The following is a 16,351-nucleotide window of genomic DNA, read 5'->3' on the forward strand; positions in this document are numbered from 1 at the left end:
TGATCCCTTTGAATCGTTCTTTAGCCACAACCTGAACCGCGACGCCGAAGCTGGTTCCGGCACATGACACGAGACGCACCGGTCGCGGGCAAGCGCGTTGCTCCCGCACACAGCAACGTATCGCGTCGACTGACACAAAAAAGCCGCCCCGGATGGGGCGGCTCTTGCGGAACCTGTTACGCCTGCGGACGCATGTGCGGGAACAGGATCACGTCGCGAATGGACGGTGCGTTGGTCAGCAGCATCACCAGGCGGTCGATGCCGATGCCCTCGCCCGCCGTCGGCGGCATGCCGTACTCCAGCGCGCGAACGAAGTCGGCGTCGTAGTGCATGGCTTCGTCATCACCGGCGTCCTTGTCGGCCACCTGTGCCTGGAAGCGTTCGGCCTGATCTTCCGCGTCATTCAACTCGGAGTAGGCGTTGGCAATTTCACGGCCACCGATGAACAGCTCGAAACGGTCGGTGACGTTCGGGTTGTCGTTGTTGCGACGGGCCAGCGGCGACACTTCGAACGGGTACTGGGTGATGAAGTGCGGCTGCTCCAGCTTGTGCTCGACCAGTTCTTCGAAAATCATTACCTGCAACTTGCCCAGCCCTTCAAAGCCCAGCACCTTGGCGCCGGCTTTCCTGGCGATGGCGCGGGCCTTGTCGATGTCGTTCAGGTCGTCAGCGGTCAACTCGGGGTTGTACTTGAGGATCGAGTCGAACACCGAGAGGCGCACGAACGACTCGCCGAAGTGGAACACCTTGTCGCCGTAAGGCACATCGGTGCTGCCCAGTACCAGTTGGGCCAGCTCGCGGAACAGCTCCTCGGTCAGGTCCATGTTGTCTTCGTAGTCCGCATACGCCTGATAGAACTCAAGCATCGTGAACTCGGGGTTGTGACGGGTCGAGACGCCTTCGTTACGGAAGTTGCGGTTGATCTCGAACACCTTCTCGAAACCACCGACGACCAGACGCTTGAGGTACAGCTCCGGCGCGATACGCAGGAACATCTCCATGTCCAGCGCATTGTGGTGGGTCTCGAACGGCTTGGCCGCGGCGCCGCCTGGAATGGTTTGCAGCATCGGCGTTTCGACTTCCAGGAAGTCACGCTTCATCAGGAAGCTGCGGATGTGGGCGATGACCTGAGAACGAATGCGGAAGGTTTCGCGCACGTCTTCGTTGACGATCAGGTCGACGTAGCGCTGGCGGTAGCGCTGTTCGGTGTCGGTCAGGCCGTGGTGCTTGTCCGGCAGCGGGCGCAGCGACTTGGTCAGCAGGCGCACGGTGGTCATCTCGACGTACAGGTCGCCCTTGCCGGAACGGGCCAGGGTGCCTTCGGCAGCAATGATGTCGCCCAGGTCCCAGGTCTTGACGGCGGCCAGGGTCTCTTCGGACAGGGTCTTGCGGTTGACGTAGACCTGAATGCGACCGGTCATGTCCTGAAGGACCATGAACGAGCCACGGTTGAGCATGATGCGACCGGCAACCTTGACCGGAATCGCCGCCTCGGCCAGTTCTTCCTTGGTCTTGTCGGCGTACTGCTTCTGCAGGTCATTGCAGTAGCTGTCACGGCGGAAGTCGTTCGGGAAGGCCTGCCCCTTGGCGCGCTCGGCAGCAAGCTTTTCCTTGCGCAGGGCGATCAGGGTGTTTTCTTCCTGTTGCAGGGCTTGCGGGTCGAGTTGTTGGTCGCTCATGTCTTTAGATATTCCATCACAGATTCGTTGCCCCCGGCGTGGCCGGGGTTCGCGGGCAAGGCGGATCGCCGCCCCGGACGACGCTGCAGGCCCATAGCCCTGCAGCGCGTGCCTTAGAGCCCTTGCTTGAGGCTTGCCACCAGGTATTCGTCGATATCGCCGTCGAGCACCTTGTCGCAGTCGCTGCGCTCGACGTTGGTCCGCAGGTCCTTGATGCGCGAGGCGTCCAGAACGTAGGAGCGGATCTGATGCCCCCAGCCGATGTCGGACTTGGTGTCTTCCAGCGCCTGGGAAGCGGCGTTGCGCTTCTGCACTTCCTGCTCGTACAAACGGGCCCGCAGCATTTTCATGGCGGTGTCCTTGTTCGCGTGCTGGGAGCGCTCGTTCTGGCAGCTGACCACGGTATTGGTCGGAACGTGGGTGATACGTACCGCCGAGTCAGTGGTGTTGACGTGCTGACCACCGGCACCCGAGGAGCGATAGGTGTCGATGCGCAGGTCGGCCGGGTTGATCTCGATCTCGATGTTGTCATCGATTTCCGGTGACACGAACACGGCCGAGAACGACGTATGGCGACGCGCACCGGAGTCGAACGGGCTCTTGCGCACCAGACGGTGTACGCCGATTTCGGTACGCAACCAGCCAAAGGCGTATTCACCCTTGATATGCACGGTAGCGCCCTTGATCCCGGCGACTTCGCCGGCGGACAGTTCCATGATGGTGGCGTCGAAGCCACGCTTGTCGGCCCAGCGCAGGTACATGCGCAACAGGATGTTGGCCCAGTCCTGCGCTTCAGTACCGCCGGAACCGGCCTGGATGTCCAGGTAGGCGTTGTTGGGGTCCATGTCGCCGCTGAACATGCGGCGGAATTCCAGCTTCTCCAGCGATTCGCGCAGGCGCTCGACTTCAGCGGCGACGTCATCGACGGCGGCCTGGTCTTCTTCCTCGGCGGACATCAGCAGCAGGTCCTTGGCATCGGCGAGGCCGGACTTCATCTCGTCGAGGGTATCGACGATCTGCGCCAGCAGCGAGCGTTCGCGGCCAAGGTTCTGGGCGTACTCGGGGTTGTTCCAGACAGCAGGATCTTCGAGCTCGCGGTTTACTTCGGTCAGACGATCATGTTTGTGATCGTAGTCAAAGATACCCCCGAATGGTTTCGGAGCGCTCGGACAGGTCCTTGATGCTGTTTAGGATCGGGTTGATTTCCATGGTGGGCAGCACTCGCAGGCGAAATTTTCAAAGCCGACGAGTATACACAAGGCGGCACAGCGAAAGCAGCCCGTTGGGCAGCCCTGATGTAAAACGCCTGTGACAGGTGGTTATCCGCCGACCACCACCTGATTGCGCCCATTGTTCTTGGCCTGATACAGCCCCTTGTCGGCATCGAGAATCAACTGGCGGCTGTTGGTGCCCGGCTGCGGCGTCATCGTCGCCACGCCAATACTTACGGTCAGGCTCGAACCCGGTGTCGGCGCTATGTGCGGGATGTTCATGCCCACCACACTCTGGCGTAGTTTTTCGGCAAGCAACCGGGCACCGCCGGGCGAGGTGCTCGGCAGCACCATCGCAAACTCTTCGCCCCCGTAACGCGCCGGCAGGTCGGACGGTCGGCTGCAGCTGGCGCGGATCGCCTTGGCGACCTGACGCAACGCCTCGTCGCCTTCCAGATGTCCAAAGCCATCGTTGAACGCCTTGAAGTAGTCGACGTCGATCATCATCAGCGACAGCTGGGTCTGTTCGCGAGTTGCCCGACGCCATTCCAGCTCCAGGTATTCGTCGAAATGCCGACGGTTCGACAGGCCGGTCAGGCCGTCGGAGTTCATCAGGCGTTGCAGCACCAGGTTGGTGTCGAGCAGTTGCTGCTGGCTGACCCGCAACGCGCGATACGCTTCATCGCGTTGCAGCAGGGTCAGGTAGGAACGCGAGTGGTAACGGATGCGCGCCACCAGCTCGATAGTGTCGGGCAGCTTGACCAGATAGTCGTTGGCGCCGGCCGCAAACGCCGCGCTCTTGATCAGCGGGTCTTCCTTGGTGGAGAGCACGATGATCGGGATGTCGCGGGTCAGCGGGTTGTTGCGGTACTCGCGCACCAGCGTCAGTCCGTCCAGCCCCGGCATCACCAGGTCCTGGAGAATCACGGTCGGCTTGATCTGCACCGCCTGGGCGATCGCCTGATGCGGATCGGCGCAAAAATGGAAATCGATCCCTTCTTCACCGGACAGCCCCCGCCGAACGGCTTCGCCGATCATGGCTTGGTCATCCACCAGCAGTACCATCACAGATTCATCGTCCGGGGCCTTAAGCTCTTCGAGCTGCAATTCATGCATGAAGCGTCTCCTGGTCACCGGCGGACGGTGAATTCACCTGGAAATTCATTGAGCAAATACCTCGATCAAGCGAGGCGCAATCGTGTTCAGCGGCCTGATTTCTACGGCGGCATTGATACTGGCGGCGGCCTTGGGCATGCCGTAGACCGCAGAGCTTGCCTGATCCTGCGCGATGGTCAGACAGCCTTGCTCGCGTAAGGTCTTGAGCCCTTGTGCGCCATCACGCCCCATGCCGGTCAGCAGAACGCCTACTGCGTCCCCATTCCAATAGCGGGCCACACTTTCAAAAAAAACGTCGATCGAAGGCCTGTAGATTTCGTTCACCGGTTCAGCTGTATACGCAAGCGTACCGTCTTTGAGCAACCGAATGTGGTGATTGGTGCCGGCCAATAACACTGTACCCGGTTGCGGCTGCTCGCCTTCACGGGCCAGACGCACCGGAATTCCAGACACCGTACCCAGCCATTCGGCCATGCCGGCGGCAAATACCTGGTCGACATGCTGCACCAGTACAATCGCGGCCGGAAAGTTGACCGGCAGCCCACGCAGCAGGATTTCCAGCGCAGCCGGACCGCCCGCGGACGAACCGATGGCGAGCAACTTGCTGCGTCGGGAAGGTGCGCGCGGTGCCGGGCTGGGTGCAGGCTCCCGCGCGGAACGCTGGCCGATCAGCCATTCGATATTAAGGATCTTGCGCAACAGCGGCGCGGCTGCCTCTCGCGGATCGCCTACGCCGATAGCCGGCGTGTCGACCACATCCAGCGCGCCGTGGCCCATGGCCTCGAACACCCGGTGGACGTTCTGTTCCCGGTCGACGGTAACCAACACGATGGCACACGGCGTTTCGGCCATGATCCGGCGCGTGGCCTCTACACCATCCATGACGGGCATGATCAGATCCATCAGGATCAGATCCGGCGTCTGCTCGGCGCAATGCGCCACCGCCTCGGCGCCATTGCGCGCCACCCAGACGATCTGATGCGCCGGCTCAAAAGCCAGCGCCCGGCGCAACGCCTCGACTGCCATGGGCATGTCGTTGACGATGGCGATTTTCATGCGTGTGCGTCTCCAATGAGTTCGGCGACGGCATCGAGCAAGGCATCGTCGTGGAAACTGGCCTTGGCCAGGTAGTAGTCCGCGCCTGCGTCCAGGCCCCGACGCCGGTCTTCCTCACGATCCTTGTAGGAGACGACCATGACCGGCAGGGACTGCAAGCGCGTATCGCGGCGCAACAGGGTCACCAGTTCGATGCCGTCCATGCGCGGCATGTCGATGTCGGTGATCAGCAGATCGAAGTCTTCAGCGCGCAACGCGTTCCAGCCATCCATGCCATCCACCGCGACGGCGACCTGGTAGCCGCGACTGACGAGCAACTTGCGCTCCAATTCGCGAACCGTCAATGAGTCATCCACCACCAGCACGCGCTTGCGCACCACGGCACCGGCCTGGCGATCTCGCCGGTCGATGCGTTCCAGGCGCCCGGTGTTCAGCAATTTCTCCACCGAGCGCAGCATATCCTCGACATCGATGATCAGCACCACCGAGCCATCGTCGAGCAGAGCGCCGGCCGACACGTCCTGGACCTTGCCCAGGCGAGCATCCAGCGGCATTACCACCAGGGTTCGTTCGCCGATGAAGCGTTCCACGGCCACGCCGTACACCGCTTCGCGCTCGCGAATCACCACGACCTTGAGCGCTTCGTCAGGGTTCTGGCTGGGCGGGCGGTGCAGCAACTGGCTGGCCGAGACCAGGCCGACATGACGCTCGTCGTGCCAGAAGTGCTGGCGACCTTCGAGCTGCACGATGTCGTCCGGCTGCAGATCGCGCATGTGTTCGATGTGTGCCAGCGGGAAGGCATAGGCCTCGCCGCCCACCTCGACCACCAGACTGCGCACCACCGACAGGGTCAGCGGCAGCTCGATGCGGAACCGGCTGCCCTGGCCGCTCCACTGCTCCAGTTCGACACCGCCGTGCATCTGGCGAACCATGTGCTGCACAGCGTCCAGCCCCACGCCGCGTCCGGAAATCTGGGTGACCTTGTCGCGCATGCTGAAGCCGGGCAGGAACAGGAAACTCAGCAGCTCCTCTTCGCTCAACTGCGCCGCCGTCTCGGCAGGCGACAACTTGCGCTCGACGATATTGCGGCGCAGCCGCTCAAGGTCCACCCCGCCGCCGTCGTCGCTCAGCTCGACCACCAGCAGACCGGCGTGATGAGACGCACGCAGGCGGATCAGGCCTTCCGGCGACTTGCCCTTGGCAATCCGCTGTTCCGGTGACTCGATGCCATGATCGACCGCGTTACGCAGCAGATGGGTGAGCGGGGCTTCGAGTTTTTCCAGCACGTCGCGGTCGACCTGAGTCTTTTCGCCCTCGATCTGTAGCCGCACCTGTTTGCCCAACTCGCGGCCCAGGTCGCGAACCATGCGCGCCTGACCGGCCAGCACATCGGCAAAGGGCCGCATCCGACAGGCCAGCGCGGTGTCATACAGCAACTGCGCCCGTTGCCCCGACTGCCAGCCGAATTCGTCGAGTTCGGCGGTCTGCTGCAACAGCATCTGCTGCGCCTGAGCCAGCAGGTTGCGCGCATCCTGCAGCGCCTTGTGCGCATCGGGGTTAACCCCGGCTTCGCCCAGGCTGATGCCGAGCGCTTCAAGGGCGCGGTCACTGCTGGACTGCAAGCGCTTGAGGCGCTGCATGCCCGCCAGCAAGGGCTTCATGCGCTGGGTTTCGACCAGCGCCTTGCTGGACAGGTCGAGCAGCCCGTTCAAGCGTTCGGCGGTAACCCGCAGTACCCGCTCGGTGCTGTCGCTCATGCGGCGTTCCGGCGCGCGAGGCTGGGCTTGCGGCTCGGCAGCGGCCAGCGGCGGCGAGACGGCCAGGGCCGCGTCTGGCAGCGCCGCAGCAGCGACAGTCTCGGGCAACGGTTCGAGCCGCAGCTCAGCAAAGGGTTCGGGCAAGCCGTGGGTCGGCAGCTCGATGTCAGGCAAGCCGCCGACAGGCATAGACTCGGTTTGCGGCACGCTGACGGTGCGCGTCGCGCCCGCTCCCGAGGCGAGCAAGGTATTGAGCCGCTCCACATAAGCGTCGATATCGGCCTGAGCGACAGCGCTGTCACCCGGCGTGGCGATGCGCATCAGCAGGTCGGTGCCCGAGAGCAGCGCATCGATATGCTCCGGCTGCAACAACAGACGGCCTTCCTGGGCGCTGACCAGGCAATCTTCCATGACATGCGCCACGCTGACCCCGGCGTCCACACCGACGATCCGCGCTGCCCCCTTGAGCGAGTGCGCTGCGCGCATGCAGGCTTCCAGCTGGTCGGCCTGGGTCGGGCTGCGTTCCAGTGCCAGCAGGCCGGCGCTCAGGACCTGAGTCTGGGCTTCGGCTTCCAGCGTGAACAGCTCGAACAGCGAGGCGTCGCGCATCTGATCTGGCGTCATGTAAGGCTCCGGTGTACCGCCGACAACAACTCTTGTTCATCGAGCAAACGCAGACTGCGGTCTTTCCACTGCATGACTCCGCGGGTGAAGCGCGCATTGGCATGGGTTCCGGAGGCCGAAGCGCTGTCCAGCTCGCGCTCGTCCATGCCGTGGATACCCTCGACTTCATCCACCGGAACCACCACCGGCCCGCCGTCCGCCGCCAGGATCAGCATGCGCGGCATGATCCGCGCGCTACTGGACACCACCGGGTTGCTGTCCAGGCCCAGCAATTCGACCAGCGAGATGCAGGCGACCAGCGCACCGCGCACATTGGCCACGCCCAGCAGCGCCCGTGAGCGCTGGTGCGGCAACGAATGGATGGCCTGCAGCGGTGCGACCTCGGACAGGCAACGCGTCGCCAGGCCCAGCCATTCTTCACCCAGGCGGAACACCAGCACCGAGCGTGTCTTGATGTCGCGCTGCCGTTCGGTGACATGGACCTGCTCGCGATGGTCCTGAACCAGCGAATAACGGTCCAGCAAGCGCGTCGCTGCGGCGGAATAGACCGAGCAGTTGCGGCAGTGAATGTGTTCTTCCAGCAGCGGACAGGAGCGGTCGCCATGGATGCCGATACGGTTCCAGCAATCGTCGATGGCGTCGGCATCGTCGCGGGTAAGGCTTGAAAGGCTGGACAGTCCCGTCATCGATTACTTCCTTGCTTGTCGGCGCCACGGGCGGCACGGTCCTGAAGACGACGGGCTCCGGCGGTGTCACCCCTGGCAGCCAGCAATGCCGCCAATTGCGCCAGGGACTCGGCGTGCTGAGGGTCCAGATACAGCGCCTTGCGATAGAAGCCTTGAGCCTGTACCGCGTTGCCTTCGACTTCACTGAGCAACCCCAGCCAGTAGAAGACCGGCGCCACCGGTTCAAGTTTTCGCAGGTAGCGCTCACAGGCCGCCCGCGCATCGGCGCTACGACCTTCATTGGCCAACTGCGCGATGCTGGCCAGCCAGGTTGCCGCGTCACCGTCGGCAGCCGGCCGAGGTGCCTTGACCGGGTTCGCCGCGGGTGGCGCGAAGGAACGCGAGCCTAGGCGCGGGGTCGGCTCCGGCATCGCCCGCGGCCGCACGTAACCGCCTGCACTGCCCGGCGCAGTCGGAACCACCGGCACGCTGATGGCGGCGGCGCTGTTGATCGGCGCGTGGCGGAACGCGAAGGACTGGGGAATGCCGATCGAGCGCATGCCGATGGCCGCCAGCAGGCTGCCTTCCGCAGGCCCGATGAACAACAGGCCGTCCTGCAGGGTCAGGCGCTTGAGCACCTCGAACACATGCTTCTGGGTCGGCTGGTCGAAATAGATCACCAGGTTGCGGCAGAACACAAAGTCGTAGCCTGCACGGCACGCCAGGTTGGGGTCCAGCAGGTTGCCCGGCTGGAAATCCACACGGTCGCGAACCCGCTCGGCGATCTGGTAGCCCTGCTCACTGGCGGTGAAATAACGGTCGCGGTAACCGATATCGCTGCCCCGAAACGAGTTCTTGCCGTACAGGCCGCGCTTGGCACGGTCGATGGACAGCGGGCTGATGTCGATGGCGTCGATCTTGAATTGATGGGCCGCCAACTGGGCGTCAAACAACGCCATGGCAATCGAGTAGGGTTCTTCGCCGGTCGAGCATGGCAGGCTGAGGATGCGCAGCGGCCGCACGTCGCCTAGCGCCTTGAGGCGCGCCGCAGCCAGCATGCCGAGGGTGGCGAAGGATTCGGCGTAACGAAAGAACCAGGTCTCGGGAACGATCACCGCTTCGATCAGCGCCTGTTGTTCCTCAGCGCAAGTGATCAGCAGTTGCCAGTAGGCATCGCTGTCCGCCAAGCCGCAAGCGCTGCAACGCTGGCGCAGGGCACGCTCGACGATGGCCTCGCCGACCGACGTGACGTCCAGGCCGATACGTTCCTTGAGAAAGCTGAAAAAACGCGCGTCGTCGTTCATCCCGCGTCCTCGAGTTGCTCCAGTTCGAGGGGCGTCACCGGATACAGCAGTTCTCGCACCGGCTCGCTGAGCAGCTCCTGAACGTTGATCCATTGCAGCAGGCCGCGAGCGTCTTCCCGGACCGGCCCCAGATACGGCGCCAGTCGGTTCTCAAGGCCATATTCCTTGAAATCCGAGGCCGGGCAACGCAGGGTTTCGGTCGCCTGCTCAAGAATCAGGCCGAGCAACTGCGCCGGATGCAGGTCGTCGTGGCGGTAATGAACCAGCACCATTCGGGTGCTGGTCCGCGCCTGGGCGGGTTGGCCGGAATTGAGGGCGCTGATGTCGATCACCGGTACGATCTCGCCTCGGTGCGCAAAGATGCCCGCGACCCAGCGCGGCGCCTGGGCGATGGCCTTGAGCTTGACACGCGGCAGGATTTCGGCGATCTCGATCGCCTCCAGCGCATAGCGTTCCTCGCCGATGCGAAACAGCAGGAACAGCTTGTTCTTGACCTGCGCCGGCCCTTCACGTCTGGTCGAATGATCGATCATCGCCGGCTCAGACTTTGAAGCGCGACACGCCACCGCGCAACCCGACCGCGACCTGGCTCAGCTCGTCGATGGCGGAACTGGCTTGACGTAGCGAGTCGACGGTCTGGCTGCTGGCATCGGCCAGTTGCACCAGTGCCTGATTGATCTGCTCGGCACCGGTCGCCTGGGCCTGCATGCCTTCGTTGACCATCAGCACGCGCGGCGCCAGCGCCTGCACCTGATGGATGATCTGCGACAGCTGCTCACCGACCTGGGTGACTTCGAACATGCCGCGACGCACTTCTTCGGAAAACTTGTCCATGCCCATGACCCCGGCGGACACCGCCGACTGGATCTCGCGCACCATCTGCTCGATATCGTAGGTGGCGACGGCGGTCTGGTCGGCCAGACGCCTTACCTCGGTAGCCACGACCGCGAAACCGCGCCCGTATTCGCCGGCCTTCTCGGCCTCGATGGCGGCGTTGAGCGACAACAGGTTGGTCTGGTCGGCCACCTTGACGATGGTCACCACCACCTGGTTGATGTTGCCGGCCTTCTCATTGAGGATCGCCAGCTTGGCGTTGACCAGGTCGGCCGCGCCCATCACCTGGTGCATGGTGTCTTCCATGCGCGCCAGGCCTTGCTGGCCGGAACCGGCCAGGATCGACGCCTGATCGGCGGCGTTGGTGACTTCGGTCATGGTGCGTACCAGATCGCGGGAAGTCGCGGCAATTTCCCGGGACGTGGCGCCAATTTCAGTGGTGGTGGCCGCAGTTTCAGTAGCGGTGGCCTGCTGCTGCCGAGAAGTGGCGGCGATCTCGGTGACGGAAGTCGTGACCTGAATCGAGGAGCGCTGCGCCTGGGCAACCAGCGCGTTGAGTTCGGTCATCATGTCGTTGAAACCGGTTTCCACCGCATTGAACTCATCGCGGCGCTCCAGCTTCAGGCGCGAACTGAGGTCGCCGGTGCGCATGACGCCGAGAATCTTCACGATCAGTTCCATGGGCGCGATGATCGCGCGCATCAGCAGCAGACCGCAGGCAGCCGCAGCCATCACAGCGATGAGCAGGGAAATGACCAGACTGATCTTGGCGCCAAGCACGGCGTTGACGATGTTGTCGGTGGCCCGGTCGGCCAGTTGCTTGTTGGCGACAATGATGTCGTTGAGCTGGCGACGACCCTCGGACCAGACCGGATTGACCTGGTCATAGAACTCGGCACGGGCGGTGGGATAGTCGCCACGGTCGTAAGCGGCGTGGACTTCGCCGAGCAAGCGGCCGTAGGCTTCGCGGCGCTTCTCGAACGCAGCGAAATTGACCCGGTCGCTGTCGTCGAAAATGGACTTCTTGTAGCCGTCCATTTGCGTCTGCAGGTTGTCTTCAAACCCGGCGAACTGGTCTTTTTCCTGCTTGGTCAAGGGACGGCCCTTGCCTTCGCCGATCAATTCCAGGGTGCGGATATAGCTTTCGCCCCAGGCGCTTCGTACCAGCGTGCTGTAGTAGACGCCCGGCAACGCATCGAGACGGACCTGCTCTTCGCTGGATTCGATCGACAGCAAGCGGGAGTAAGACACGACCACCATCAGCAGCATGATTGCGATGATGACGGCAAAGCTCGCCAGAATCCGTTGGCGCAAGGTCCAGTTCTTCACGGTCAGCCCTCAAGAGTTCAACAACGGCCGCCGGCCGTGTTCAAGAAGCGGACCGACAGACGGTCCAAGCGGCGTGAGTATAGCCCAGCCGTTTATTCATAAGTGTCTCAGGCATGAGGCATATTGCCTGTCAGGACACGCACCCGGCAAACCCGGCGCATACCCATACCCGATGTATCGGCAGGCGGCGGCCGAACATCACTGTCATTGCGAAGGATTGAGAAGACTGCTGAATTGGCGCAAGCCACGCCATGTGTATCGCGCGTATAGATGTGTTGGCGGACAAGTCCGCTCCTACAGGAATCGAACCCCTGGAGCGGACGTGTCCGAGAAGGGAGCTGTTACGCGTCGCGAACCTGATTTTCCAGCTCGGCCTTCAGGCTCGGCTCAAGCTTGAGCTGGCGGGCCAATTCGTCCAGATAAGCGCGCTCCATGAAATGTTCCTGATCCACCAGCATCACACTGGCGATGTACATTTCAGCGGCCATTTCCGGGCTTCGAGCGGCGCGCGCGACTTCGGCCGGGTCCAAGGGCTTGTTCAGTTCGTCATGCAGCCAGCTCTGCAACTGCTGGTCAGTGCCCAGCTTAGAAAACTCACCTTCGATCAGCTCCCGCTCACGCTCGTCGACATGCCCGTCAGCCTTGGCCGCCGCCACCAGCGCCCGCAGGATCGCCTCGCTGTGTTCCTCGGCTTCATTTTCAGGCAACCGGTCGATGGTGCGCGGCTCACGCTGGGCGGTCAGGCCCTGATTGGCCTGCCAGGCGTTATAGGCCTTGTAGGCCAGCACGCCCAGGGCGGCCAGCCCACCCATCTTCAGTGCCTTGCCGCCCATCCCGCGAGAACTCTTGCCCTTGAGCAGGCTCATGGCACCCGCTGCCAGCGCCCCACCGCCGGCGCCGGACAACAGCCCGCCCAGCCCGCCGCTCGATGAGGTGCCACCCCCCAACAGACTCCCCAGGCCACCCACCAGCGAGTCACTGCCGGAGGATCGCTTGCCTGGCTTGCCGCTGACCTTGTCCTGCAACATCGACTGCCCGGACTTGAGCAGCTGGTCGAGTAAGCCACGAGTATTCATAGGAATTCGCCTCAATGTTTGTCAGATGATTCATTGACCAGCAGGGTAAGGAAAATTCCCCCAGGACCGATAAAGGGTGTGCTTCCGGATGTTGCGGCTGCCACGGTTCATGCGGCGCCCACCGCGGCCGGCCCGCAAGCCGTCGCCGCTGCTGGCCCATGCTCTGGGGCTGTCAGAAACAGCGGACAACGCCGGTCACTCACCTATATGCTCCGGCTTCTTGCGGCTTTGCTGTCTTATGAATATTTTATCGGTAGCGAATCTGCCTACCGGGAGCGTGCTTGAATTGACTGCGCATGATGGGTTTCCCGCCAGCACTAGCGAGGCGGCCAGTGCGATTCGCGCCAAAAACTGGGGCGCCACGTCGCTTGGCCCGATGGAACAGTGGCCGTCGTCTCTCAAGAGCACGTTGAATCTGATGCTCAATTCCCCGGTTTCCATGTACCTGCTATGGGGACCGGAGCTGCTGTTCTTCTACAACGATGCGTATGCACCCATTCTCGGTCCGCGCAAGCCGCGGGCCATGGGTGCGCGGATTCCCGAGCTGTGGTCCGATGTCTGGGATCAGGTGGCGCCCATGGTCAATGACGCCCTGGCCGGAAAGCCGTATCACTGCGTCGACATGCCGCTGACCATGGCGCGCTACGGCGAAATCGAGCAGACCTGGTGGTCCTTCTCCTTCTCGCCGGTCATCGATGAACATGGCGAAACCGTAGGCATGTTCTGCACCACCAACGAGACGACGCACAATGTTCTGAGCCGGCAGGCCCTGGAGGCCAGCGAGCAGCGTCGCCTGCAACTGATCGACGACCTGATCGACCTCGAGCGCCGGCAGACCGCCATGCTCGCGCAGCGCACTGCCGAGCTGGACACGTTCTGGGAGATTTCGCCCGACCTGCTGGCCATGATCGACTTCAACGGAATCTTCCTGCGCGTCAACCCGGCGTGGGACGCGGTGCTGGGGCGTGATTCCGCCGAGCTGGTCGGCAAATCGATCCTTGAGCTGGTGCACCCTGACGACCGCCAAAGCAGTCAGGCTGCGCTGGACCACGCCGTTGACCAAGTGCTGCCACTGTTCGAAAACCGCTATCTGCATGTTGACGGCAGCTACCGCTGGATCGGCTGGACAGCCGCGCCGGGCAACGGGCTGATCTTCGCCCTGGGCAAGCACATGACCCACGAAAAGCTGCGCTCCGAAGCCCTGCGCGCCACCGAGGAAGCGTTGCGCCAGTCGCAGAAGATGGAAGCGGTCGGCCAGCTCACCGGCGGCCTGGCCCATGATTTCAACAACCTGCTGATGGGCGTCACCGGAAATATCGAATTGCTGCAGGCGCGCGTCAACCAGGGCCGGTTCGCCGAACTGGGCCGCTATATCGCAGCGGCGCTGGAAGGCTCTCGCCGTGCTGCGTCGCTGACTCATCGCCTGCTGGCGTTCTCCCGTCGCCAGACCCTGGCGCCCAAGCCCACCGACGTCGACCGGCTGGTGCAGGGCATGGAAGAACTGATCCGCGGCACCGTCGGCCCCGGCATTGATATGCGGGTAAAGGAGACACCGGGCCTGTGGTCGACCATGGTCGACCCGCATCAGCTGGAAAATGCCCTGCTCAATCTGTGCATCAACGCCCGCGACGCCATGCCGGACGGCGGGCGGCTGCGTATCGAAACCGACAATCTGGTCCTGGATGCGCCGGCGGCTCGCAGGGTAGAACTGACACCGGGCCGTTACGTTGCGCTGTCGGTCAGCGATACCGGCAGCGGGATGTCACCTGAAGTGGTGCGCCGCGCCTTCGACCCGTTCTTCACCACCAAGCCGATCGGCATGGGCACCGGCCTTGGCCTGTCGATGATCTATGGCTTTGCGCGGCAATCGGGTGGCGGCGTAAACATCACCTCCAGCCTGGGCCGTGGCAGTGAGATCCGGATCTTCTTGCCGATACTCGACAGTCCTGACGGCGCCAGCGAAGCGGATCTGCCGGCCGTTCCGCTGATCGCCCAGCCAGCGGGTGGCGAAAAGGTGCTAGTGGTGGACGACGAGCCTGCGGTGCGGGAGTTGATCGCGGAGGTGCTGGAGGAGCTGGGCTGTCAGGTGTTGCAGGCCGAGCACGGCGCGGCGGCGCTGGGCATCCTGCAACGGGACGTGGTCGTGGACCTGATGATCTCCGACGTCGGCCTGCCCGGCGGCATGAACGGTCGCCAGCTTGCCGATGCAGCGCGCATGCTGCGTCCCGAGCTGAAGGTGCTGTTCGTGACCGGCTATGCCGAAAATGCTGCGTTGGGCGCCGGTACGCTGGAGCCAGGCATGCATGTGCTGCCCAAGCCGTTTTCCATCGCGGCCTTGAATGCGAAGGTCACCGAGCTGCTGGACGGGCCGGCCATACCTTAGGCACCAGCCGATTGGCCAGCGCGTCGGTAAAACCCGGCAGATGCCGCGCCTGAAGATAAGTCTTCGCGAGCAAGCTCGCTCCTGCGGCTGCGTCACCGTTCTCGTAGGAGCGAGCTTGCTCGCGAAAGGGCCGGCAGGTCCTGATGAATCAATCCCTCAGGTCTGACTCGTGAATCGGCTGATCGCGATGGGTCGCGCGCTGGTATTGCGCGGGCCAGATGGCCTTGCGGCCGCCCAGATCGTCGTCGGCGTGCAGCGGCCAGTACGGATCACGCAGCAGTTCGCGGGCCAGCAGGATGATGTCGGCCTGCCCGGTGCGCAGAATGTGTTCGGCCTGCGCAGGTTCGGTGATCATTCCCACCGTGCCGGTGGCAATACCCGATTCCTTGCGCACACGTTCGGCAAAGCGGGTCTGATAACCGGGACCGACCGGAATTTCTGCGTTCGCTGCCGTGCCGCCGGACGACACATCCACAAGGTCCGCACCCAAGGCTTTCAGGCGACGCGCCAGCTCCACGGTTTCGTCCGGATTCCAGCCGTCCTCCACCCAGTCGGTGGCCGATACGCGAACAAATACCGGCAGCTCATCGGGCCAGATATCCCGGATCGCCTCGGTCACCTGCAACGTCAGGCGAATGCGGTTTTCGAAAGAGCCGCCGTACTGATCGGTGCGCTGATTGCTCAGCGGCGACAGGAACTGATGCAGCAGATAGCCATGGGCAGCATGCACCTCGACCACCTTGAAACCTGCCTCCAGCGAACGACGCGCCGCCTGGACGAACGCCTGGATCACCTCCTGGATCTGGCCTTCGCTCAGCTGGATCGGCACCGTGTGCTGAGGATCGAAAGCAATGGCCGACGGACCGACCGGCGTCCAGCCGCCTTCACTCACCGGCACGCTGCCATGCTTGCCCAGCCATGGCCGCCAGGTGCTGGCCTTGCGGCCGGCGTGGGCCAGCTGGATGCCGGCCACCGCGCCTTGGGCGGTGATGAAACGGGTAATGCGCTGCAGCCCTTCGATCTGTTCATCTTTCCACAGGCCCAGATCCTGAGGTGTGATCCGACCGTCTTCGGTAACCGCGGTCGCTTCGGTGAAGACCAACCCCGCCCCGCCCACCGCTCGGCTGCCGAGATGAACCAGATGCCAGTCATTGGCCAGGCCGTCGGCGCTGGAGTACTGGCACATGGGCGATACGGCGATGCGATTGGGCAGGGTCAGTTGGCGCAGGGTGTAGGGTTCAAGCAGCAGGCTCATGGCGACCTCTCGAGTTGAAATTCAGGCGTCCAGATTCTTTCTTCGTAGACAGAGCCTAGTCG

General features: G+C 63.2%; 12 protein-coding genes. 1 reads left to right on the top strand and 11 read right to left on the bottom strand.

Going from position 1 to position 16,351, the window contains the following annotated elements; genetic code table 11:
* Positions 1-176: 176 nt before the first annotated feature.
* From lysS to EGJ27_RS09170, 10 genes are all read right to left on the bottom strand, one after another.
* A complete protein-coding gene (gene lysS, locus EGJ27_RS09125) occupies positions 177-1,679 on the bottom strand; it encodes a lysine--tRNA ligase (RefSeq protein ID WP_125830402.1) in 1,503 nt (500 codons plus the stop codon).
* Between the two features lie 113 nt (positions 1,680-1,792).
* A protein-coding gene (gene prfB / locus EGJ27_RS09130) for a peptide chain release factor 2 (RefSeq protein ID WP_125830403.1) occupies positions 1,793-2,888 on the bottom strand; the annotation gives its coding sequence in 2 pieces (ribosomal slippage) (positions 1,793-2,815 and positions 2,817-2,888; 1,095 coding nt in all).
* A 110-nt stretch (positions 2,889-2,998) separates the two neighbouring features.
* Positions 2,999-4,006 carry a PleD family two-component system response regulator gene (locus EGJ27_RS09135; protein ID WP_125830404.1) on the bottom strand — a complete coding sequence of 336 codons (1,008 nt, stop codon included), beginning with the start codon at positions 4,004-4,006 and terminating at the stop codon, positions 2,999-3,001.
* Between the two features lie 45 nt (positions 4,007-4,051).
* Complete coding sequence (locus EGJ27_RS09140; RefSeq protein WP_125830405.1) at positions 4,052-5,062, bottom strand: chemotaxis response regulator protein-glutamate methylesterase; 1,011 nt, start codon at positions 5,060-5,062, stop codon at positions 4,052-4,054.
* Positions 5,059-7,443, bottom strand: coding sequence for a hybrid sensor histidine kinase/response regulator (locus tag EGJ27_RS09145; protein WP_125830406.1), 2,385 nt, complete (start codon positions 7,441-7,443; stop codon positions 5,059-5,061). Before EGJ27_RS09145 ends, EGJ27_RS09140 begins: the two co-directional genes overlap by 4 nt.
* Positions 7,440-8,129, bottom strand: a complete 690-nt coding sequence (locus tag EGJ27_RS09150) for a chemotaxis protein CheW (protein WP_125830407.1) — start codon at positions 8,127-8,129, stop codon at positions 7,440-7,442. Before EGJ27_RS09150 ends, EGJ27_RS09145 begins: the two co-directional genes overlap by 4 nt.
* On the bottom strand, positions 8,126-9,412 hold the full coding sequence (locus EGJ27_RS09155; RefSeq protein WP_125830408.1) for a protein-glutamate O-methyltransferase CheR: 1,287 nt from the start codon (positions 9,410-9,412) through the stop codon (positions 8,126-8,128). The genes EGJ27_RS09150 and EGJ27_RS09155 overlap by 4 nt, the downstream gene beginning before the upstream one ends.
* Complete coding sequence (locus EGJ27_RS09160; protein ID WP_125830409.1) at positions 9,409-9,945, bottom strand: chemotaxis protein CheW; 537 nt, start codon at positions 9,943-9,945, stop codon at positions 9,409-9,411. Before EGJ27_RS09160 ends, EGJ27_RS09155 begins: the two co-directional genes overlap by 4 nt.
* 7 nt (positions 9,946-9,952) lie before the next feature.
* Positions 9,953-11,575 (bottom strand): methyl-accepting chemotaxis protein, encoded by a 1,623-nt coding sequence (locus EGJ27_RS09165; RefSeq protein WP_125830410.1) that lies wholly within the window; start codon positions 11,573-11,575, stop codon positions 9,953-9,955.
* Positions 11,576-11,916: 341 nt separating this feature from the next.
* Positions 11,917-12,651: a tellurite resistance TerB family protein gene (locus EGJ27_RS09170; protein WP_125830411.1), complete on the bottom strand. Its 735-nt coding sequence runs from the start codon at positions 12,649-12,651 to the stop codon at positions 11,917-11,919.
* Positions 12,652-12,937: 286 nt separating this feature from the next.
* Here EGJ27_RS09170 and EGJ27_RS09175 point away from each other — a divergent pair, with 286 nt between their 5' ends.
* The gene (locus EGJ27_RS09175; protein WP_125830412.1) at positions 12,938-15,034 is read left to right on the top strand and encodes a PAS domain-containing sensor histidine kinase; all 2,097 of its coding nucleotides are present in this window, start codon (positions 12,938-12,940) and stop codon (positions 15,032-15,034) included.
* Positions 15,035-15,182: 148 nt separating this feature from the next.
* Here EGJ27_RS09175 and EGJ27_RS09180 read toward each other — a convergent pair whose 3' ends face one another.
* A complete protein-coding gene (locus tag EGJ27_RS09180; RefSeq protein WP_125830413.1) occupies positions 15,183-16,289 on the bottom strand; it encodes an NADH:flavin oxidoreductase/NADH oxidase in 1,107 nt (368 codons plus the stop codon).
* Between the last annotated feature and the right edge of the window lie 62 nt (positions 16,290-16,351).

The sequence above is a fragment of the Pseudomonas sp. v388 genome, from assembly GCF_003935425.1.
Taxonomy (GTDB): domain Bacteria; phylum Pseudomonadota; class Gammaproteobacteria; order Pseudomonadales; family Pseudomonadaceae; genus Aquipseudomonas.

Coding starts and splice junctions, on each gene's coding strand:
- EGJ27_RS09170 (WP_125830411.1), bottom strand. CDS start 12,651: ATGAATACTCGTGGCTTACTCGACCAGCTGCTCAAGTCCGGGCAGTCG.
- lysS (WP_125830402.1), bottom strand. CDS start 1,679: ATGAGCGACCAACAACTCGACCCGCAAGCCCTGCAACAGGAAGAAAAC.
- EGJ27_RS09155 (WP_125830408.1), bottom strand. CDS start 9,412: ATGAACGACGACGCGCGTTTTTTCAGCTTTCTCAAGGAACGTATCGGC.
- EGJ27_RS09150 (WP_125830407.1), bottom strand. CDS start 8,129: ATGACGGGACTGTCCAGCCTTTCAAGCCTTACCCGCGACGATGCCGAC.
- EGJ27_RS09135 (WP_125830404.1), bottom strand. CDS start 4,006: ATGCATGAATTGCAGCTCGAAGAGCTTAAGGCCCCGGACGATGAATCT.
- EGJ27_RS09145 (WP_125830406.1), bottom strand. CDS start 7,443: ATGACGCCAGATCAGATGCGCGACGCCTCGCTGTTCGAGCTGTTCACG.
- EGJ27_RS09140 (WP_125830405.1), bottom strand. CDS start 5,062: ATGAAAATCGCCATCGTCAACGACATGCCCATGGCAGTCGAGGCGTTG.
- EGJ27_RS09160 (WP_125830409.1), bottom strand. CDS start 9,945: ATGATCGATCATTCGACCAGACGTGAAGGGCCGGCGCAGGTCAAGAAC.
- EGJ27_RS09180 (WP_125830413.1), bottom strand. CDS start 16,289: ATGAGCCTGCTGCTTGAACCCTACACCCTGCGCCAACTGACCCTGCCC.